We start from the raw sequence: 20,623 nt of genomic DNA, 5'->3' as shown, positions 1-20,623 counted from the left end.
GACTCAGCTTCCCATGTCAGGGGCCACAGTTTGACTTTCCCGATTTGTGTGCTGCGCCCCTTCTGCCCATATTATTTCCGAGCCAGAGCACTTCGGTCCTCTGAGTACGGGTGCTCCAGACACCACGGAGTCCGCCCGTCGACAAGCGAAGGCGAATACATGATGACGACTCCCGGCCCCAAGAGCCTGTACCGCCCTGAATACGAACACGACTCGTGTGGCGTCGCGTTCGTTGTGGATATGTACGGACGCAAGTCCCGGGACATCGTCGAGAAGGCGATCGCCGCACTGGTGAACCTCGAGCACCGCGGCGCCGTTGGCGCCGAGGCCAACACCGGTGACGGCACGGGCTTGTTGATCCAGGTACCGGACTTGTTCCTCCGCGAAGTGATGCGTGAGGAGCAGAACGTAGAACTGCCTGAGGCCGGTGCATATGCCACCGGCCTTTGTTTTCTCCCCCAGTCCCGCATGCTCGCGATGGACGCCATGCGGATGGTGGAGCGGATCGCCGCCGAACAGGGCGTGTCCGTGATCGGGTGGCGTGAGGTCCCGGTCGACGACTCCACGGTCGGCGCGATCTCACGCGACGCGCAGCCCAGCATCCACCAGATCTTCGTCAAGGCCGCCGGCCCCGGAGGGGCGGTGCTCACGGAGCTGGACCTCGAGCGCAAGTGCTTCGTCGTGCGCAAGCGCTGCGAGCACGAGCTGGGCTCCAAGGGGCCCGGCAAGGGTGACCTCGGCTCGGAGACCGTGTATTTCCCGTCCCTGAGCCCTCGGACCTTCGTCTACAAGGGCATGCTCACCGAGAAGCAGCTCCCGGAGTTCTACCTGGATCTCCAGGACGAGCGTGTGGAGTCCGCCCTGGGCATCGTCCACTCCCGCTTCTCCACCAACACGTTCCCGGCATGGCCGCTGGCGCATCCCTTCCGCTACGTCGCCCACAACGGTGAGATCAACACCGCCCGCGGTAACGAGAACTGGATGCGGGCCCGCGAGTCACTCATGTCCAGCGAGCACATCGAGGACCTGTCGGCGGCACTGCCCATCTGCACCCCGGGCGGCTCCGACACCGCGCGCTTCGACGAGGCGCTGGAACTGTTGACGCTGGCAGGGCGCACCCTGCCCCACGCCGTGCTGATGATGGTCCCCGAGGCGTGGGAGCGCCACGAGACGATGGACCCGGCCAAGCGGGCGTTCTACGAGTACCACGCCTCCCTCATGGAGGCATGGGACGGACCGGCGTCGATCACGTTCACCGACGGCACCGTGATCGGCGCCGTGCTCGACCGCAACGGTCTGCGCCCGTCCCGGATCTGGGTCACCGACGACGGGCTCGTCGTCATGGCCTCCGAGGTCGGCGTCCTCGACATCCCCCAGGACAAGGTCGTCACCAAGACCCGCCTGCGCCCGGGCCGGATGTTTCTGGTCGATACCGCCCAGGGGCGGATCATCGACGACGAGGAGATCAAGACCGAGCTGGCCGCCGAGCACCCGTACCAGCAGTGGCTCGACGAGGGCATGGTCCGACTCGGGGATCTCCCGCAGGTCGACCACCCGTACATGCCGCACGAGCGTGTCGTGCTGAGGCAGCGGGTCTTCGGATTCACCGAGGAGGAGCTCCGGATCCTCGTCTCGCCGATGGCCGGGGCGGGTGCGGAGGCGATCGGATCGATGGGCACCGACACGCCGCTGCCGGTCCTGTCGGAGCGCTCACGGATGCTGTTCGACTACTTCGCGCAGCGCTTCGCCCAGGTCACCAACCCGCCGCTGGACGCGATCCGCGAGGAGCTCGTCACCAGCTACGGCGTGACGCTCGGCCCCGAGGGCGATCTCATCCACCCGGGCCCGGCGTCGTGCCGCCAGATCCGCCTGGACAACCCGATCCTCGGCAATGACGAGCTGTCGACGCTGATGGCGGCCGGCGAGACCCGTCCCGGTCTGCGATCGGTGGTCGTCCGCGGCCTGTACAACGTCGCTCACGGCGGCCGCGGCCTGCGCATCGCCCTGGAGCGGATCCGCCGCGAGATCTCCCACGCCATCGAGGATGGCGCCACGATCATCGTGCTGTCGGATCGTGAGTCGGATGAGCGCAACGCGCCGATTCCGTCGCTGCTCCTCACCTCGGCCGTGCACCACCACCTCGTCCGCGAGAAGACCCGTACCCGGGTCAGCCTCGTGGTCGAATCCGGAGACGCCCGCGAGGTCCACCACATGGCGGTCCTCTTCGGGTACGGCGCCGAGGCGATCAACCCGTACATGGCGTTCGAGTCCATCGACGAGCTCGTCAAGACCGGTCACCTCACCGGGGTGGACACCCCCGCGGCCTGCGCCAACTATCGCAAGGCCGCCGCGAAGGGCGTGCTCAAGGTGATGTCCAAGATGGGCATCTCGACCCTGGCCTCGTACACGGGTGCGCAGCTCTTCGACATCACGGGGCTCTCGCAGGAGTTGTGCGACGAGTACTTCACCGGCTCGATCAGCCCCATCGACGGCATCGGGCTCGACGAGATCGCCGAGGACGTGGCCCGTCGCCACCGCTTCGCGTTCCTGCCGCGGCCGGAGGAGGCCGCGCACCGCGAGCTCGAGATCGGCGGGGAGTACCAGTGGCGCCGGGAAGGCGAGTACCACCTGTTCAACCCGGACACGGTGTTCAAGCTCCAGCACTCCACGCGCTCCGGTCGCTACGAGATCTTCAAGGAGTACACCCAGCTCGTCGACGACCAGTCGGAACGTCTGGCCACCCTCCGCGGCCTGTTCGAGCTGAAGGGGACCCGTCCCCCGGTGCCGATCGAGGAGGTCGAGCCCGTCTCGGAGATCGTCAAGCGGTTCTCCACGGGCGCGATGAGCTACGGCTCCATCTCGGCCGAGGCCCACGAGACGCTGGCGATCGCCATGAACCGTCTCCACGCCCGGTCCAACTCGGGCGAGGGCGGCGAGTCGATCGACCGCTTCAGCCCCGACCCCAACGGTGACTGGCGCCGGTCGGCCATCAAGCAGGTGGCCTCAGGCCGGTTCGGTGTGACCAGCAACTACCTGGCCAACTGCACCGATATCCAGATCAAGATGGCCCAGGGCGCCAAGCCGGGCGAGGGCGGCCAGCTCCCGCCGGGGAAGGTCTACCCGTGGGTCGCCGAGGTTCGTGGCTCGACCCCGGGCGTCGGGCTGATCTCGCCGCCGCCGCACCACGACATCTACTCGATCGAGGACCTGGCGCAGCTCATCTACGATCTGAAGAACGCCAACCCCGAGGCCCGGATCCACGTCAAGCTCGTGGCCGAGCAGGGTGTGGGCACCGTCGCGACGGGTGTGTCCAAGACGCACGCCGACGTGGTGCTCATCTCCGGCCACGACGGTGGCACCGGCGCGTCTCCGCTGACCTCGCTCAAGCATGCGGGCGGCCCGTGGGAGCTGGGTCTCGCCGAGACCCAGCAGACCCTGCTGGTCAACGGCCTGCGGGATCGGATCGTCGTCCAGGTCGACGGGCAGCTCAAGACCGGGCGCGACGTCATCGTCGCGGCGCTGCTCGGCGGCGAGGAGTTCGGATTCGCGACGGCTCCGCTCGTCGTGGCCGGCTGCGTGATGATGCGCGTGTGCCATCTCGACACCTGCCCCGTCGGTGTCGCCACCCAGAACCCGATCCTGCGCGAGCGGTTCAACGGCAAGGCCGAGTACGTGGTGAACTTCATGGAGTTCATCGCCGAGGAGGTGCGCGAGTACCTCGCCGAGCTCGGGTTCCGTTCGCTGGACGAGGCGATCGGACACTCCGAATGCCTCGACAAGTCGCGGGCGTTCGCCCACAACAAGCGGGTCGCGAAGCTCGACCTGGCGCCGATCTTCGCCCAGGCGGAGTCCCCGTTCATGCACCAGGACCTGCGGAACACCAAGTCGCAGGACCACAAGCTCGAGGGCGTCATCGACCGCCGGCTCATCGAGGACAGCCGCTCCGTGATCGCTGATCCCGCGACGGGGCCGTTCGCGGGCAGCTACCGGATCTGCAACGTGAACCGCTCGGTGGGCACCATGCTCAGCCACGAGATCTCCAAGGCGCACGGTGGTGCCGGGCTCCCGGAGGGATCGATCGACCTGAGCTTCACGGGGTCCGCCGGCAACTCGCTCGGGGCGTTCCTCGCCTCCGGCGTGACCGTGCGGGTGTTCGGTGACGCCAACGACTACGTGGGCAAGGGACTGTCCGGGGGACGCATCGTCGTCCGCCCGGCGGAGGACGCCGCCCCCGATTTCGCGGCCGAGAACAACATCATCGCCGGCAACGTGATCTGCTACGGCGCCACCGCCGGCGAGGTATTCCTCCGCGGCATCGTGGGCGAGCGCTTCTGCGTGCGCAACTCGGGCGTCACCGCGGTGGTGGAGGGCGTGGGCGACCACGCCTGCGAGTACATGACGGGTGGACGCGTCGTCGTGCTGGGGGAGACGGGACGCAACGTCGCGGCCGGCATGTCCGGTGGCGTCGCCTACTTCTACGACCCGCAGGGCGTCCTGCCCGAGAACCTCAACGTGGAGCTCGTCGACACCGACGAGCTGACCAGCGAGGACGTGGAATTCCTCCGCGGCATCGTGGAGCGCCACGTGGAGGAGACCGATTCGGCCCGGGGCCGGGAGATCCTCGGTGGTTGGGCCCAGAACGTGAATCATTTCGCCAAGGTCATGCCGCGCGACTACAAGCGCGTGCTGCTGGCCATCGAGCAGGCGGAGAAGGACGGACGCAACGTGGACGAGGCGATCATGGAGGCCGCAAATGGCTGACCCGAAGGGCTTTCTCAAGCACACCGAGCGGGAGCTGCCCGAACGCCGCCCCGTCGACCTGCGCATCATGGACTGGAAGGAGGTCTACGAGTCGACGACCCTCCCGGAGGATCACCTGAAGACCCAGGCCTCCCGCTGCATGAGCTGCGGTGTGCCGTTCTGCCACCAGGGGTGTCCGCTGGGCAACATCATTCCCGAGTGGAATGACCTGGTGCACCGCGGGAAGTGGGACGCGGCGGTCGACCGTCTGCACGCGACCAACAACTTCCCTGAGTTCACCGGCCGGCTCTGCCCCGCGCCGTGTGAGGGCTCCTGCGTCCTGGGGATCAACCAGCCGCCCGTGACGATCAAGCAGATCGAGGTGGAGATCGCCGAGGCCGCGTGGGCCGACGGCGGCATGGCACCGGTGATCCCGTCGTTCCGTACGGGGCAGACCGTCGCGGTCGTGGGTTCGGGCCCTGCGGGTCTGGCCGCCGCGCAGCAGCTCACGCGCGCCGGACACTCCGTCACGGTGTTCGAGCGTGATGACCGCATCGGTGGACTCATGCGCTACGGGATCCCCGAGTTCAAGATGGAGAAGGCGGTCCTCGACCGGCGTCTCGCGCAGATGGAGGCCGAGGGAACGGTCTTCCGTTCCGGGGTCAACGTCGGCGAGGACATCACGGCGTCGCAGCTGCGGGAGCAGTTCGACGCGGTGGTGCTGAGCGGCGGCGCCACCATGAGGCGGGACCTGCCCGTGCCCGGCCGTGAGCTGGAGGGCATCCATCAGGCCATGGACTACCTGCCCCTGGCCAACAAGGCCGCGGTCGGCGACCCGGTGGTGGATGCCGACGGGTTGCCCGCCATCCACGCGCGGGACAAGCACGTCATCATCATCGGTGGCGGCGACACCGGCGCGGACTGCCTCGGCACGGCGACCCGTCAGGGGGCCAGGTCGGTCAAGAGTTTCGAGATCATGCCCCGCCCGCCGGCGACGCGTGCGGCCTCGACCCCGTGGCCGATGTACCCGCTGATGTTCCGCACGGCCTCCGCCCACGAGGAGAACGGTGAGCGCGTCTACGGCGTGTCCACCGCCGAGTTCGTGGGGGAGAACGGGCACGTCACCGCCCTCAAGGGTTCCGAGGTGAGGATGGTGGACGGGCGCTTCGAGCCCGTTCCCGGTACGGACTTCGAGTACCCGGCGGACCTGGTGCTGCTGGCGATGGGCTTCACGGGTGCCCAGAAGGCCGGACTCTGTTCCGACCTGGGGGTGGACTTCACCGACCGCGGAAACGTGGACCGTGACGGCACCTACGCGACCAATGTCGACGGCGTGTTCGTGGCCGGTGACATGGGCCGCGGGCAGTCGCTCATCGTGTGGGCCATCGCGGAGGGGCGCGCCGCCGCCGCCTCGGTGGATCGCTTTCTCATGGGGGAGACGGCGCTGCCGGAGCCGGTCCGACCGACGGACGTGGCACAGCGCTGAGATCCGCCGTGGCGCCTGACCTTAATGGAACCTAAGATCAGGTCTATTCTGATAGCAGGCCGCCCGGCCTCCGTCTCGGAAGGCATCCATGGTCCGCCGTCGCCCCGCCAGCATGATCGCCGCGCTCTGCGCTGCGGTCGTCCTGGCCGGGGCGCCGGTGGCCTCGGCCCAGCTCCCGGGACCGGGCGGCCGGGCCGTGGTGACGGACCTGCCCGTGCTGAGCGAGTTGCCACCACTGCCGTCCAGGGGCGAGTCCCCCGACGTGGACGAGCAGGAGGTCGACGACGCCTCGGGCATGTCGGGCGTGCAGATCATCGCGCTGGCGTTGGCCGCTGCGGCACTGGTGGCCGGCGGGACGGGGCTGGCCCTGGTGACGCGACGCGGCCGCGGGGACCTGCCCGGCGATCAGCCCGCGAGGACGGGTCCGCTCGCGTGACGGCGCGCCCGATAGGCTCGGGCGTATGAGCCGCCACATCGCAGGACGAGGACGGACCGGCCGGGCGACACCCCCGCCGGCCGGTCCACCCGTCGACGACGTCGAATGCGACCTGAGCAGCAAGCTGACGCTCGGGCAGTTCCTCAAGCTGGCATCACTGCTCGATTCGGGTGCCGAGGCCAAGGACGCGGTCGCCTCCGGCGCCGTGGCCGTCAACGACGAGGTGGACACCCGTCGCGGTCGCGGTCTGGTCGACGGCGACGTGGTGGAGATCGGGGGCCGCGCAGCCCGGGTGGTCGCGCGCGACGGACGGGGAGAGGCCTGATGACGGACGAGGCGCGGCGAACGATCCAGGCTCCGGTCGTGCTGCACGATGATGACCCCGGCGCCAGGCGTTACGCCGCCTGGCTCGCCGAGGAGTTCGACACCCGGGCCACCCATCACGACACCGTGGACCCGGCCGAACTCGTCGTCGCCGGGACGGTCGTCCTCGTCACCGGGATGCGGGCGGCCGGTGGGCTGGGTGGTTCGGCGTTCATCCGCGACAACTGGGAGGCGCTCGTCGAGGCCGGCCGCCGGGTCGCGGTCGTCATGGTGGGCCCGACCCCGGTCACCGATGACGCCCGGATCGAGCTCATGTCGAGTGAGTTCTCGGGCGATCAGCTCCGCGATCTCAAGCTCTTCCAGCTGCGGGGCGTGGTCACTCCGGACCAGCTGGGATTCCGGCAGCGACTGGGCGTGAAGACCGCTCTCGCGGCCCTGCGGCGCAAATCCGAGCGCACCCCGGAGGAGGAGTCCATGCTCGAGCTGGGTGGGTTGGATCTCACCGACCGGGTCTCGCTCGGGCCTCTGCTGCGCTGGATCCGCCGCGAGGCCTGATCGGCCGAGCGGGCCGGAAAGCCGCGTCGCGCGCCACCCGGGTGTGACCCCCGATACCATCTCCTGGGTGAGACCCCGCCGTGGGGCGGGGCGACGACCCGGAGGATCCCGATGCGCACGACCACCCTCGCCGCAATCGTCACGGCTTTCACCACCGCCGCGCTCGTCGCCACGGCCGGCCCCGCCGCCGCGGACGACGGCGAGCCCGTGGACCCGGTGGACACGGACGTGCCGGGCGGGTGTGTGATCATCGAGACCTACACGCAGGCGCTTCGGTGCATGAACCTCGAGCCCGCGGCCGCGACCGCCGCCACACTCAGCCTCGGATACGGCTCGCTGGGGACCGGGTCCGTCATGGATCTGCTCACCGGGCTCATCAACGCCGGTTCGGTCATCCTGTCGGTGGAGCTGCCCAACGCGACAGGCTCCTATGCGCCTGGGTCCCTGGGCAGCTACGGGCCCGAGGCCTCGATCGGCGACGTGCTCACCATCCCGGTCGCGAGCCTCGGGGGAGCCTCCTGAGCGACCCCGCCCGCGGGCACACCCCGCAGGCGCTCGGGCGGGTGCGACGAACGACCCGGTCGGGTCAGCGCACCACGATCCCGTCGGAGTCGGCGTAGAGCGTGTCACCGGGGACGAAGTCGACCCCGCCGAAGCTCACGGTCACGTCGCGTTCGCCGTCGCCGGTCTTGCTGGACTTGCGCGGGTTCGTGCCCAGGGCCTTGCATCCGAAGTCCATGCCGCCCACGACCGCCGAGTCTCGGATGGCGCCGTTGACCACGACCCCGGCCCAGCCGTGGGAACGGCCGAGCTCGGCGATGAGGTCTCCCACCAGCGCGGTGTGGAGGCTGCCACCGCCGTCGATCACCAAGACCCGGCCCTCGCCGGGCTCGCCGAGCACGCTCTTGAGCAGTGCGTTGTCCTGGAAGCACCGGACGGTCGAGACGGGACCGAAGAACTCCGTCCGGCCGCCGAGGTCGCGGAACTGGGTGTCACAGCTGCGGACGTCCTCGCCGATCTCGTCGACGAGGTCCGCGGTGGGGACGAATCCGGCGGGGGTGTCGGTCATGCGGGGCCTCCTGGGGCGTGGTCTGGTCATGGCAACGCTATCCGGCCGCGCTCCCGCGGGGGAGCCCGCCGTGGGGGACAATGTCGGGTGAAGGGTGCCCCGCCATCGTCCGAGAACCCGGAAGGAGCCACCCGTGGCCCAGTACGAACTCCTGATCCACGCCCGGCGCGCGGTCATCGACGATCGCATCCAGCAGGCGGCGGTCACGGTGGACGGGGGAGTGATCTCGTCGGTGCGGACGGGGTCGGAGGCGCGGGACATCGGTCTGGCGGGCGACCACACGATCGCGCTCGGTGATGACGTGGTCCTCATGCCGGGACTCGTCGACCCGCACGTCAGTACCGAGGACGTCGCGGTGGGCACGCGTTCGGCGGCCCAGGGCGGGATCACCTCGGTGATCGACTACGGAACCGACGGCGACCCGGTCGCGATCACCCCCGAGGACGTGGACCGCTGGCGGCAGGACGTCTCCGGCGAGTCCACGGTGGACGTCGGACTGTGGGGCGCGGCGGTTCCGGGGAATCTCGGCGGGCTCGGGACGTTGCTGGATCGTGGCGTGTTCGGGGTGTCGGGGGTGGCCGCCGGCAAGGGGGTCGCCGGCGCGCCGACCCTGGACTCCGCACAGGTGGTGGCGGCCGCCGAGGAGGTCGCGGAGGCCGGCGGGCTGTTCGCGGTGGATGCCGGGGTGGACGATCTGCCCGGGCTTCTCGAGGTCTGCCGGCGCACGGGTGGCCGGTTGCACGTCCGGGCGGTGTCCGACCACGAGGAACTGCCCCTGCTGCGCGAGGCCAGGGCGGACGGGCTGGCCGTGACCGCCTCCACCAGCCCGCACATGCTGGCGCTGGTCTCCGAGGTCACCCACGGCGGCGCTGCGGTCGCGCGGCTCGACCCGCCGATCCGGGACGCCGCCAACCGCGAGTTGCTGTGGGAGGCGTTGCGCGACGGCACGATCGACGCCGTGGCCTCGGCCCGCCTCGGGCTGTCGGTCGTGTGGACCGAGGCCCGTCGCCGGGGATTCGATCTCGCTGATGTCGCCGGGTGGATGGCCACGCGCACCGCCGGGGTCGTGGGCCTGCGGGACCGCGGTGAGATCCGGGTCGGCCTGCGCGCGGACCTCGCCGCGGTCGCCGACGACGACGCGTTCGTCGTCCTGCCCGGGACCCGTGAGCTGGGCTCTGCGGACTCGGTGTACGCCCAGCGTGCCCTGGCGGGCGTGGTGCGGTGGACGATGCGGGGCGGAACGGTGATCGACCCCCGTGCCCTCGCCCTCGGGACTGTCCTGACCCGACAGACGAAGTGAACCCCACAGTGGTGGGTCTCGACCTGTCCTTCCCGGCAGGGGTCACCTCGGGCCTGCTCATCACCGAGTACGTCATCAAGATCCTCGCGCTGGGGATGGTCCCCGAGAACCGGCAGCCGTCGTCGTCGCAGGCGTGGCTGCTCGCCATCCTCTTCATCCCGGTGGTGGGGGTGCCGTTGTTCCTCCTGCTGGGCAATCCCTACATCACCGGGCGACGGCACCTCATCCAGGCCGAGGCGAACCATCTCTATGCCAGGGCGCTCGAGAAGCGGCCCACCGTTCCCGACGGAGTGCGCGTGGGGCCCGGGGTGCGGACCATCCTGGAGATGAACCGGACCCTCACCGCGATCCCCGCCATGTCCGGGGATTTCATCGGCCTGCATTCGGACTACACCCGGTCGTTGGCGGCGATGACCGAGGCGGTCCGTGCCGCCCGGGACCACGTGCACATCGAGTTCTACGCGCAGTCGTGGGACTCCGAAACCGACGAGTTGTTCACCGCCGCGGTCGAGGCCGCCGAGCGGGGGGTCGTGGTCCGGGTGCTGGTCGACCACCTCGGGTCACTGCGCTACCGGGGGTTCACGAAGCTGCGGAAGCGGCTGCGGCCGACCCCGGTGGAGTTCCACCTGATGCTGCCGGTGAACCCGTTCCGCGGCCGGTTCCGGCGGCCGGACCTACGCAATCACCGGAAGATGCTCATCGTGGACGGGGTGCACGGGTTCATCGGGTCGCAGAACCTCATCGAGCGCCACTACGGCAGTTCGCGCAACGCCCGGCTCGGCCGTGAGTGGGTCGATCTGATGATGGAGGTCCGCGGGGAGATCGTCCAGGCGATGGACAGCGTGTTCGCCGTGGACTGGTATTCCGAGTCCGGCGAGGTGATCGGCACGCTGGAGGACGTGGCTCAGGGCGCACCACTGGCGCCCGGACGCACGGGCGGGGATCCCACGGCGGGCGACCCGGTGAGCGCGTTCCAGCTGGTCCCGTCCGGGCCGGGGTACAGGACGCAGCCCGGGCTTCGGATGTTCACCCAGCTCATCGGCCAGGCACGTGAGCGGGTGCGGATCGTCAGCCCGTACTTCGTGCCGGACGACGCTCTCCTGCACGCCATCACGTCGGCGTCGTTCCGCGGGGTGGGGGTGGAGTTGTTCGTCCCCGAACACGCCGACCAGTTCCTCGTCCACCACGCCCAGCGGTCCTACTACCGCGCGCTGCTCGAGGCCGGGGTGGTGATCCACCGCTTCCGCTCCCCGGCGGTCCTGCACACCAAGACGGTGCTGATCGACGACTACGCCGGGATCGTGGGCTCGAGCAACATGGACCAGCGCTCGTTCAACCTCAACTTCGAGATCAGTCTGCTGGTCCTGGGCGGCGAGGCGGTCGCGGAGCTCAACGACGTGGTGGACTCCTACCTCGAGGACTGCACCACGTTGGGCATCGAGACGTGGATGAGCCGCCCGTGGCCGGGGCGGTACGTCGACAACGTCGCACGTCTCACCTCCGCGCTGCAGTAGGCCGGGTCCGGCGGCGGATCGGGTCCGGCCGGACAGCCGGCGCTACGGGCGGGCGGCACCGCAGTAGTACGCTCAGCGTGCGCGGGTCGCACAGGCCCGCCCCTGCGACGAGAGGCTGTGCCCGATGCCCCAGACCCGTGGTTCCGGAGCCCGGACCAGGCGCCTCGGCGCCGCCGTCACGACCGCCGTGGTGGCGGCGGTCGCGGTCCCCGCCGTGGCGTACGCGCAGGAGGACTCGGGGTCGGGGTCAGCGCTGCCCGCCGAGACGGGCAACAGCAGTGTCGATGAGCTGGTCGGCCAGTTGCCCGAGGAGATCGTCATCGGCGGTGGGGCGCTCGGGTCCGAGGGGCTGCGCGAGACGGGCAGCGCCCCGGTCGCGGATGCCGGACTGTCCCTGGGGCAGACCCTCGGTTCGGTGGCGCCGCTCGAGGCACTGGGGTCGGCCGGCGGGTCCGCGGCGGCGTCCGTGGCGTCGTCGGGGAGCTTGCCGGGGTCCGTCTACGCCAATCCGACCGGGTCGATCGGGTCTGGCACCATCGGGCTGGGATCGATCGCGATCCCCGAATACATGTTCGCCGTCGTCGGCGTGCAACTCGCCGGCGGTTACTTTGCTGCGCTGGGTGAGCGGCAGGAGGCCGGCGCGCTCTACCCGCACGAGTTGGACTTCTGGCACGGGCTGGTCGAGGGCTCGGCCGAGGGCGGCGCGCTGCTCACCGACGCCGCGGACGCCGCCGGCACCGAGCTGCCCGGCGCGCTGGCGGGGAGCATCGAGGCGGTCCAGATCGCCGCGCTGCAGGATCCGTACGAGGACAACGAGCGCCGTCGCGCCGAGGCCGAGGCGGCGGCCGCCGACGGTGGGCAGGACGCGACGGACGAGGTCGACGACGGTGAGGTCGACGACGACGAGGCCGACGCCTCCCCGGTCGGCGCGAACGGTCCCGCCGGGGACACGCAGAGCGGAACCGGCGGTGTGGGCGCGACCCTCGGCGCCGCGGCCACGCCTGCCGCCATCGCCACGACCGCGGGGACCGCCGCCGCCGGACCCGGCGAGCAGTCGGCCCCCGCCGAGCTGTCGGCCCCCGCGGAGCTGGCCGTGACCGGCGTGGGGACCACCGCGCTGGTCGGCGTCGCCGCCGGGACGATTCTACTGGGCGGGTTGCTGCTGGCCTTCGCCCGCCGGCGCGCGTAGGGGCCCGGCCTCGTCGTCGTCCCCTCCACGCGGGCCCGGGCGGATCGTTGCGGGGCCACTCGGAAGGCCGGGCGGAAGGCCGGGCGGTAGGCCGCGCCGCCAGCGGTTACCCACGGGCGGTCACCCCTGCGGACTCACCCCTGACCACTCACCCCTGCGCACTCATTTCCCGGCAGCGGTCCCACAGCGCGGCCGCGACCTCGCGGTCGTGCGAGGCCTTGGTGGAGGTCACGGTCGTCGGGTACCCGGTGAGCTCGCCGGGGCCGTCGGGGCCGATGTATGCGCCGCCCGCGACGGACTCCACGGTCGCGGCGTAGAGCTGCGGCAGGGCCCCACGCTCGGCCGGTTGCACGAGGAACGGGATCTTCTCCACGCCCTTCATCAGCAGGTCCTGCACGCGACTGCCGCTGCGGTACTGCAGATTGGTCGCCGAGTACCCGGGGTGCGCGGCCACCGCCCTCAACGGCGACCCCGCGGCCTCGAGGCGACGCTGCTGCTCGTAGGCGAGCATGACGCAGGCCAGCTTGGAGGCGGCGTACACCGGCATCGGGGCGTAGCGGCGACGGGTCCAGTCCAGGTCGTCGGGGTCCACCGTGCCGAAGCGGTGCATCATCGAGCCCAGCCACACCACCCGGTCGGTGAGCGCCGGCGCGACGTGCTCGGTGAGCGCGAAGTGGCCGAGGACGTTGACGCCGAACTGCATCTCGTGGCCCTGCGCGGTGCGCGACCGTGGGATGTTCATCAGCCCCGCGTTGTTGATGAGCACGTCGGGCGAGCGGCCCGCGAGCAGCTCACCCGCCGCGTGCACGGACTCGAGGTCGGCCAGGTCGAGTTCGACGACCTCGGCGCGGTCCGGGTGCGCGAGCCCCGCGCGGGCCGTCTCGGCGCGGCCCGTGTCACGGCAGGCCATGATCACGCGGGCGCCCGCGTCGGTCAGCGCGCGGGTGGACTGCAGGCCCAGCCCGGAGTTCGCCCCGGTGACCACGAAGGTCCGGCCGGTCTGGTCAGGGATGTCGGCGGTGGTCCATCGGCTCATGCGGGCCAGGGTACGTCCGCCGTCCGACATCGCCCACCGGCTCATGCGGGGCAGTTCACTCCCAGGTGGCGGTGTCCGGGTCGACGCCGTGCGCCCGGGCGTTGGCCTCGACGGCGGCGACCAGCCACTGAGTCAGGCCCGGCTCGTGCGCGTCGTACGTCTCGGCGAAGCGTGGGTCCTCGAGGTACATCCGCGCCAGGCAGACCTGCATCGCATGCGTGCAGTCGTAGAACCGCCCGATCGATGCGCGGTGGCGCTCGGCCAGCTCCGCGGCCTCCGGCGCCCCCGGGTCCGTGCCGGCACGCTTGGCGGCGGCGAGGTCGACGTTGAGCGCGTCGCCCTCGGCCTTGACCTGCTTCCAGTCCTCCCTGGACATGCGCGCCGTGCGTTCCTGCGACTGCGCCCACTGCGGGGTGTCGCCCCAGCGGTTCTCGGCCTCCTCCTGGTACTCCTCCTTCCAGTCCGTGCCGAAGATCTCGGCCCTGTCCTGAGGGGTCAGTGGTGCGTTCATATCGATCGCCTCCTTCATGCGGTCGACTGCGGAGACCATCTCCTGCAGGTGCGAGATGCGTCTGACCAGCAGCTCCCGCTGGCGGGTCAGGTGAGCCAGGGCGTCGGCCTCCGGGTCATCGAGCAGGTCCCCGATCTCCGCGAGCGGGAAGCCCAGCTCGCGGTAGACCAGGATCCGGTGGAGGCGGGCGACGTCGTCGTCGTCATACACCCGGTAGTCCGACCACGTCCTGCCGCTCGCCGGCGCCAACCCGATCCGGTCCCAGTGGTGCAGGGTCCGGACGCTCACCCCGACGAGTGCGGCGACCGCACCCACGGTGAGCCCGTCTCTCGTCGTCATGTCTCCAGCATCTCTCACATCCACGAGCGTGGGGCCTGACGCGATGTCAGGGTCAAGCCCGGGTTTCCGCGACCGGCGGGCGAAGAACGGTGGCAGGCGGTACCGCTCTTCCTTACCCGCCGGTAACCTCGGTGCCATGAGCCGACCCGCGCCCCATGTGTACGACCGTCTCCGCGACCTCGTCGCGATCCCCGAATTCCGGGCCGATCCCTCGAGCCGCCCGTCGGCGATGATCACCGAGGTCTTCACCGGTGACCCGCTCGCGGAGATCCCCGCCGGCACCGCCGACGATGTCACCGCCGCCGTCGAGCGGGCCCGGGCCGCGCAGGTCGCGTGGGCCGAACGAGACGTCGCCGACCGGGTCGCCGTCATCACCCGCTTCGCCAAGCAGGTCATGCGGAACCGCCGCGAACTCATGGACATCGTGCAGGCAGAGACCGGCAAGAGCCGCGCCTCCGCACAGGAGGAGGTGCTGGACTGCCTCATCACCGCGCGTCACTACGCCCGGACCGCGCCCGGGCTGCTCGCCCCCAAGCGCGTCCAGGGCATGCTGCCGGGACTGACCAAGGCCGTGGTGCGCCGCCAGCCCAAGGGCGTCGTGGGCGTGATCGCGCCGTGGAACTACCCGCTCAACCTCGCCGCCACCGACGCGCTCGCCGCCCTGCTCGCGGGCAACGCCGTGGTGATCAAGCCCGCCTCCATCACGCCGTTCTGTGCCCTCGCCGCCGCCGACATGCTCTACCGGGCGGGCCTGCCGCGCGACCTGTTCCAGGTGGTGCCCGGTTCGGGCGGGACCGTCGGCGGCGCGATCGTGGAGAACGTCGACTACCTCATGTTCACCGGCTCCACCGCGACCGGCCGCACGCTGGGCCGCCAGTGCGGCGAGCGCCTGATCGGCTTCTCGGCCGAACTCGGCGGGAAGAACGCCATGATCGTGACCGAGGGTGCCGACCTCGACGAGGTGGCCGAGGTCGCCACGCGCGCGTTCTTCTCCAACTCGGGTCAGCTGTGCATCTCGGTCGAGCGGGTCTACGTGGAGCGCTCGGTCGCGCCGCAGCTCATCGAGAAGCTCACCGCGCGTGTGCAGTCCATGAGCGTGGGGCCCGGCTACGACTTCGAGGCCGAGATGGGCAGCCTCATCTCCCGTGACCAGCTGGACACCGTCTCCGCACACGTCGACGACGCGGTGGCCAAGGGCGCGCGCGTCCTCGCCGGCGGACGCGCCCGGCCGGACCTGGGACCGCTGTTCTACGAGCCCACCCTGCTCACCGACGTGCCCTCCGGCGCGACCTGCTACGGCGAGGAGACCTTCGGCCCGGTCGTGTCGATCTACCCGGTCGACTCGGTCGAGGAGGCGATCGCCGAGGCCAACGACACCGAGTACGGGCTCAACTCGTCGGTGTTCGCGGGGTCCGACTCCGAGGGCGAGCAGATCGCGGCGCGCCTGCGGACCGGCACCGTCAACGTCGGCGAGGGCTACGTCGCGGGCTGGGGCTCCGTCGCGGGCCCGATGGGCGGCATGGGCGCCTCCGGTGTGGGCCGACGCCACGGCGACGAGGGACTGCTCAAGTACACCGAGGCGCAGACGATCGCCACTCAGCGCGTCGTGCACATGGGCGGGCCGTCGTTCCTGCCCCGCACGCGGTGGCAGCAGTTGCTCGCGCCCGCCACCGACGCCATGCGCTTCCTGCCGGGACGGTAGGCGGGCGGCGGGAGCCCGCGGCCGCCCCGGCCCGCCTCGTGATACGGCCGCTCGAGCTCGTGATACAGCCGCGTCCGGGCATGGCGTCTCGCGCGCCCCGAGGGGCAGGCCAGACGCCACGCGCGGACGCGGGTGTGGCTGACGTGTACAGGCGCGGGAGCGAGACGCCGGGCAGGGGAGCGGCTGCACCGCTCGCCGCTCAGCGTGCCCGCTCGTCAGTTACCGCGGCGCAGCAGCACGAACGCGCCACCGATGAGCAGGATCGCCAGACCGCCGACGACCCAGATCGCGGGATTGATGCCGGTGTCCTCGCCCGAGGTCTCATCGGCGACGTCCGCCTCGTCGCCGGCCCCGGTGTCGGACCCGCCCGCCGGGGAGGCGTCTCCACCGGCCGCGGGCTGCGATCCGGACTCTGCGCCTGCCTGCGAGCCGGACTCGCCGCCGGACTGTGCGCCTGCCTCCGCGCCGGCGGCTCCCTCGGCCCCGCCCGCCACGGTGAAGACCGATGACCCGCTCACCACGTGACCGTCGGACGAGGTCACCCGGTATCCGACGGTGTAGGGGCCGGGCTCGAGTTCATCGACGTCGACCGTGACGGTCTCGCCCGCCACCGAGGGGTCGCCCACGACCCGGTTGGCCCGGTTCTCCCCGGCGGTCACGGCGACGGAGGCGAAGTTCTGGTTGATCTCCTCGTTGAAGGTCAGGACGATCTCGTCGGGCGCGGTGTCCAGCTCGGACCCGTCTTCCGGGTCGATGGAGACCAACACCGAGTGGGCGACGGCGACCGGTGCGAGCACCACCGAGGGAGCGGCCGCGCCGCCGACCAGGGCGGCAGCGACCGCGACGGAGGCCAGCCGCCCCCGGAGCGCCGTCACGCCTTGACGCCCAGGCGGGCGAAGATGTCCTTGTTGATGCGGTCGAGTTCGCCGGAGATCGACGAGTGGATCTCGCGCCGTTGCGCGGTGGGCGTGGTCTCGGCGGTCTCGACCGCGGTCCGCAGGTCGGTGAGCCGGGTCCGGGTGGAGGAGATGAAGTCCTTGACCTCACGCTCGCTCCCGCGGCTCACGTCGAGCTGGTCGAGGGTCTGCTCGAGGCGGACGATGCGGACACCGAGGGCGGCGCCGGGGCCGGTGGCGTTGATGCCGGCGGCCTCGAGGTCCACGCCCCCGGGGCCGGCGGGCTTGCCCGGCGACCCCTGCACGTTGGAGACGGCCTTGTAGACCATCGGCAACAGCACCGGGGTGGCGACCTTGGCCATGCTCAGCCACCGCTGCAGGTCATCCTTGTTGAGCTTGGTGCCCTCGAGTTTCTTCAGCTCCATCTCGGCGAGCTCGTACTCGTGCTTGCGGCCGGCGGAGTCGATCTTCTCGGCGAGCTTCCGGTCCTTGGCCAGCAGCTTGGCCTCGCGCTTGATGGTGGCGCGCTCCTGCTTGGCGTGGACCTTCTCGTTCTTGCGGTTCCGCTTGGCGGACCTGCGGTCGAGCTTGTCGCGCTTCTCGGCGCGCTTCTCGGCGCGTCGGGCCTTGCGGTCGGCGTTCTTGCGCTCGAGCTTGGCGCGCTCCTTGGCCTCGGCCAGTTCCACGCGGTGCGCCTCCTTGGCCTTCTTGCGCGTCTCCTTGGCCGCGAGCTTGGCCTCCTTCATGGCCGTGGACTTGAGCGCCGAAGCATGGGCGCGGAGTTCGGCACGCTTGTCGCGGTAGGTCGTCAGCTTGCCCATGGGCGTCGATCCTTCTCTCGTCGCGGACATCAGGTCTCCAGCCTAGGCGAATCGGCCCGCGCTGAGGACCGGACCGTCGTGCGGGGCGTGCCTGGTCCATGATGGACGGCGATGGAGGACGCCGGGAGCACCACGCACCGCGCCCCCGACGCGACGGTGGTGGGGCCGGCCTCGGGGGCCAGATGTCCGCACCGCGTGGCCCGGGAGCGTGATGCGCGACCGGGGTGGTGGCGGACCGCGCCGCTCGACGAGGGGGTGCGGCTGCGGGCGATGGCGGCGGCGGATCGTCGCGCGGGCCTGCGGGAGCGCGCGTTGCGCGACGCGCGCCCCGACGCCGCGGTGGTGGATGTGGTGGGGGATCACTGGACCGATCTGCCGGGGGACGTACCGGGCGACGACGACGAGAGGTCGACACTCCGGGCCCTGGCCGACGGGGCGACCCTGGTGTGGGGCGCGGCTCTTCCCGCCGATCCGCACGGGGGCCGGGCGGGCCTCCGGTGCACCCTGGCGGCCGTGCCCGGAGGTGGGTACGCGCCGGTGCTGGTGGTCAATCACAAGGTGGTCGATCCACGACGAGGCAAGAGTGCCTCGACGGCGACGGTGACCCGGCTGCTCGACTGGGCCCCCGCGCCCGATCCCTCTCTCCGGGTGCGGCGTCACCCCGCGGATCTGGATCGACTCGTCCACGCGTGGCGATTGTTACGGGCGGTGGGGCACGCGGCGGAGTCCCCGGTCGGTGCGGTGCTGGGGCTGGGGTCGGCGCGCGCGGTGGTGCACGACCTCGAGCCGGTACTCGACTCGGCCGAGCGGACCCACGCCACGCGGTTGGCCGTGGTGCGCGGTGAGCTGGACACCGCGCCCAGCCGGATCGGCGAGTGTCGCACCTGCCCCTGGTGGGAGGGCTGGGACGACCGGGACGGGCCCGTCGAGGGCTGCCGCGACCGGCTCGTCGTGACCGATGACGTCAGTCTCGTCGTCGGCGGCGGACAGGTCGGGTCGCTGAGGGCCCGGGGGATCCGGACGGTGGCGGAGTTGGCGGAGGCCGGACCGGACCGGCCCACGGACTGGAACGGCGAGCCGTTCTCGGACGCGGTCCTGCGGGCGAGGGCACACCGCGACGGCGAGGTCGTGGTGCCCAAGGTGGCACGGCCGAGCATCCCGCGTGCGGACATCGAGGTGGACGTCGACCTGGAGAGCCACCTCGACGACGGCGCGTATCTGTGGGGGACCCTGCTCACGCTGAGGGACGGGCGGCCCCTGGAGGCCGAGGGGTACAGGCCGTTCGCCACCTGGGCGCGGTTGCCGGATCCGGACGAGGGGCGTTCGTTCGCGGAGTTCTGGCGCTGGCTGACAGGCATCCGCGACCGGGCGGCCGGGCAGGGGCGGTCGTTCCGGGCCTACTGCTATTCACGATCCGCGGAGAACGGGTGGCTGCTCTCGTCGGCCGGCAGGTTCGGTCCGGAGGGCACCGTCGCCGTCGTCAAGGGGGTCCCGTCCGTCGCCGAGGTCCGGCGCTTCATCTCCTCCCCGCTCTGGGTGGACGTCCACGAGGCGGTCACCACCCAGTTCGTCTCCACCTCGGGCCTCGGGCTGAAGGTGGTCGCCCCGGCCGCGGGGTTCACGTGGCGGGATCCCGAGGCCGGCGGCGAGGCCTCGCTCGGCTGGTACCGCGACGCGCAGGCGGCGCGGGGCGTCGAGCGGGACGCTGGCCGCGACCGCATCCTCACCTACAACGAGGACGACGTGCAGGCCACCCGGGCCGTGCGTGAGTGGATCTCCCGCCTCGGCTGAGTACGCGGTGATATCCGCAGTGCGTGAGCGGATTTCGGGAGCTTCTTCTAACTAGGATTTAACTGAGTTCTCGCCGTTGATCACCTGAAAGTGTGGCTAGGGTGGGGCACGGACCGATGAACCTCGTTCTCGTAACGCTGTTCTCACGTCCCACAGACCCCGCCCGGGGTGGGTCGGCCACGAGCCTCCGCGCCTGGGAACCCCTTTTCCACACGAGGAGACGCAATGACGTTCACCACCCGCAAGGCGGCAGCGGTCGCGGCCGCCGCTGCCCTGGCCATCTCGGGCGCCACCGGCGTCGCCACCGCGCAGGACGGCGACGCGTCCGGCAGCATCGACCTCGGCAGCCTCGTCGGCGGCTCCACGGAGGGCAGCACCGAGTCCGCGGGCAGCGGCGATTCGGTCGGTAGCGGCGAGTCCGCCGGTAACGGTTCGGTCCCCGAGGACCTGGGTTCGCTCATCCTGGATGCCAACGCCACCGGCGAGGGCTCCCTCGACACCTCGGGTTCGGCGCTGCTCGGTGAGCCCTCCACCGGCTCGCTCGCGCCGCTGGCCGGATCCGTCTCCGAGGCCACCGGTTCGGTCGACATCTTCACCCCGGCCGAGGGCACCGGTTCGGTCGACACCTCGGGCTCGGCGCTGCTCGGTGAGCCGACCACCGGCTCGCTCGCCCCGCTCTACGCGCCCATCGCCGGCTCGCTGGGGATCGATGAGGGTGCGACCGTCGTCTTCGGGTCCGACGCGGGGTCCCTGCCGGGCACGGGCTCGCTCGTCCCCGCGACCCTCGGTCTCGGCTCGGTCGCCGCTGTCGGTGCGGGCATCTACTTCCTCCCGGAGATCCACGCGTCGCTCACCGCCGCCGGTATCGCCCTGCCCCCGCTGCCGCCGCTGCCGTGGGCGCCGGCCCCCGACGC

The 20,623-nt window shown here is 71.0% G+C and carries 17 protein-coding genes; 12 read left to right on the top strand and 5 right to left on the bottom strand.

The genetic code is table 11. The annotated features are described in order from the left end of the window. Positions 1-159: 159 nt before the first annotated feature. From gltB to J1M64_RS13405, 6 genes are all read left to right on the top strand, one after another. Positions 160-4,761 (top strand): glutamate synthase large subunit, encoded by a 4,602-nt coding sequence (gene gltB / locus J1M64_RS13430; protein WP_206474435.1) that lies wholly within the window; start codon positions 160-162, stop codon positions 4,759-4,761. Further along, positions 4,754-6,226, top strand: coding sequence for a glutamate synthase subunit beta (locus J1M64_RS13425; protein ID WP_067714930.1), 1,473 nt, complete (start codon positions 4,754-4,756; stop codon positions 6,224-6,226). Before gltB ends, J1M64_RS13425 begins: the two co-directional genes overlap by 8 nt. Before the next feature lie 88 nt (positions 6,227-6,314). Beyond that, a complete protein-coding gene (locus J1M64_RS13420; RefSeq protein ID WP_206474434.1) occupies positions 6,315-6,662 on the top strand; it encodes a hypothetical protein in 348 nt (115 codons plus the stop codon). A 25-nt stretch (positions 6,663-6,687) separates the two neighbouring features. Next, a complete protein-coding gene (locus J1M64_RS13415) occupies positions 6,688-6,987 on the top strand; it encodes an RNA-binding S4 domain-containing protein (RefSeq protein WP_241261516.1) in 300 nt (99 codons plus the stop codon). Continuing rightward, positions 6,987-7,541 carry a hypothetical protein gene (locus J1M64_RS13410; RefSeq protein WP_154829452.1) on the top strand — a complete coding sequence of 185 codons (555 nt, stop codon included), beginning with the start codon at positions 6,987-6,989 and terminating at the stop codon, positions 7,539-7,541. Before J1M64_RS13415 ends, J1M64_RS13410 begins: the two co-directional genes overlap by 1 nt. A gap of 111 nt (positions 7,542-7,652) precedes the next feature. After that, complete coding sequence (locus tag J1M64_RS13405; protein ID WP_206474433.1) at positions 7,653-8,063, top strand: hypothetical protein; 411 nt, start codon at positions 7,653-7,655, stop codon at positions 8,061-8,063. A gap of 64 nt (positions 8,064-8,127) precedes the next feature. On the opposite strand, the gene rraA is transcribed toward J1M64_RS13405, so the two are convergent. Further along, a complete protein-coding gene (gene rraA, locus J1M64_RS13400) occupies positions 8,128-8,610 on the bottom strand; it encodes a ribonuclease E activity regulator RraA (protein ID WP_119192687.1) in 483 nt (160 codons plus the stop codon). A gap of 133 nt (positions 8,611-8,743) precedes the next feature. Here rraA and J1M64_RS13395 point away from each other — a divergent pair, with 133 nt between their 5' ends. The 3 genes from J1M64_RS13395 to J1M64_RS13385 all read left to right on the top strand — a co-directional run bounded on the left by J1M64_RS13395 (position 8,744) and on the right by J1M64_RS13385 (position 12,613). Next, positions 8,744-9,910, top strand: coding sequence for an amidohydrolase family protein (locus tag J1M64_RS13395; RefSeq protein ID WP_119192686.1), 1,167 nt, complete (start codon positions 8,744-8,746; stop codon positions 9,908-9,910). Then, entirely contained in the window at positions 9,907-11,424 is a 1,518-nt protein-coding gene (locus J1M64_RS13390; protein WP_206474432.1) for a phospholipase D-like domain-containing protein, read from the top strand. The genes J1M64_RS13395 and J1M64_RS13390 overlap by 4 nt, the downstream gene beginning before the upstream one ends. A 124-nt stretch (positions 11,425-11,548) precedes the next feature. Continuing rightward, positions 11,549-12,613 (top strand): hypothetical protein, encoded by a 1,065-nt coding sequence (locus J1M64_RS13385; protein ID WP_206474431.1) that lies wholly within the window; start codon positions 11,549-11,551, stop codon positions 12,611-12,613. A 148-nt stretch (positions 12,614-12,761) separates the two neighbouring features. Here J1M64_RS13385 and J1M64_RS13380 read toward each other — a convergent pair whose 3' ends face one another. Then, the gene (locus J1M64_RS13380; protein WP_206474430.1) at positions 12,762-13,649 is read right to left on the bottom strand and encodes an oxidoreductase; all 888 of its coding nucleotides are present in this window, start codon (positions 13,647-13,649) and stop codon (positions 12,762-12,764) included. 55 nt (positions 13,650-13,704) lie between these two features. Next, positions 13,705-14,499 carry a MerR family transcriptional regulator gene (locus J1M64_RS13375; protein WP_206474429.1) on the bottom strand — a complete coding sequence of 265 codons (795 nt, stop codon included), beginning with the start codon at positions 14,497-14,499 and terminating at the stop codon, positions 13,705-13,707. 136 nt (positions 14,500-14,635) lie between these two features. Between J1M64_RS13375 and J1M64_RS13370 the strand changes: the two genes are divergently transcribed. Then, positions 14,636-16,201, top strand: coding sequence for a succinic semialdehyde dehydrogenase (locus J1M64_RS13370; protein ID WP_206474428.1), 1,566 nt, complete (start codon positions 14,636-14,638; stop codon positions 16,199-16,201). 215 nt (positions 16,202-16,416) lie between these two features. Here J1M64_RS13370 and J1M64_RS13365 read toward each other — a convergent pair whose 3' ends face one another. Both J1M64_RS13365 and J1M64_RS13360 read right to left on the bottom strand, forming a co-directional pair. Further along, entirely contained in the window at positions 16,417-17,076 is a 660-nt protein-coding gene (locus tag J1M64_RS13365) for a copper resistance CopC family protein (RefSeq protein WP_206474427.1), read from the bottom strand. After that, positions 17,073-17,918, bottom strand: coding sequence for a DUF6474 family protein (locus J1M64_RS13360; protein ID WP_206474426.1), 846 nt, complete (start codon positions 17,916-17,918; stop codon positions 17,073-17,075). Before J1M64_RS13360 ends, J1M64_RS13365 begins: the two co-directional genes overlap by 4 nt. A gap of 111 nt (positions 17,919-18,029) precedes the next feature. On the opposite strand from J1M64_RS13360, the gene J1M64_RS13355 reads away from it, so the two are divergent. Both J1M64_RS13355 and J1M64_RS13350 read left to right on the top strand, forming a co-directional pair. Continuing rightward, positions 18,030-19,709 (top strand): TM0106 family RecB-like putative nuclease, encoded by a 1,680-nt coding sequence (locus J1M64_RS13355; protein WP_206474425.1) that lies wholly within the window; start codon positions 18,030-18,032, stop codon positions 19,707-19,709. A gap of 225 nt (positions 19,710-19,934) precedes the next feature. Next, a partial coding sequence (locus J1M64_RS13350; protein WP_206474424.1) for a hypothetical protein occupies positions 19,935-20,623 on the top strand: 689 nt, incomplete at its 3' end.

It is taken from the genome of Dietzia sp. KRD202 (assembly GCF_017168155.1).
GTDB lineage: Bacteria > Actinomycetota > Actinomycetes > Mycobacteriales > Mycobacteriaceae > Dietzia > Dietzia kunjamensis.
Note: the sequence above shows the minus strand (reverse complement) of the source record. Positions and strands in the feature narration are given on the sequence as shown.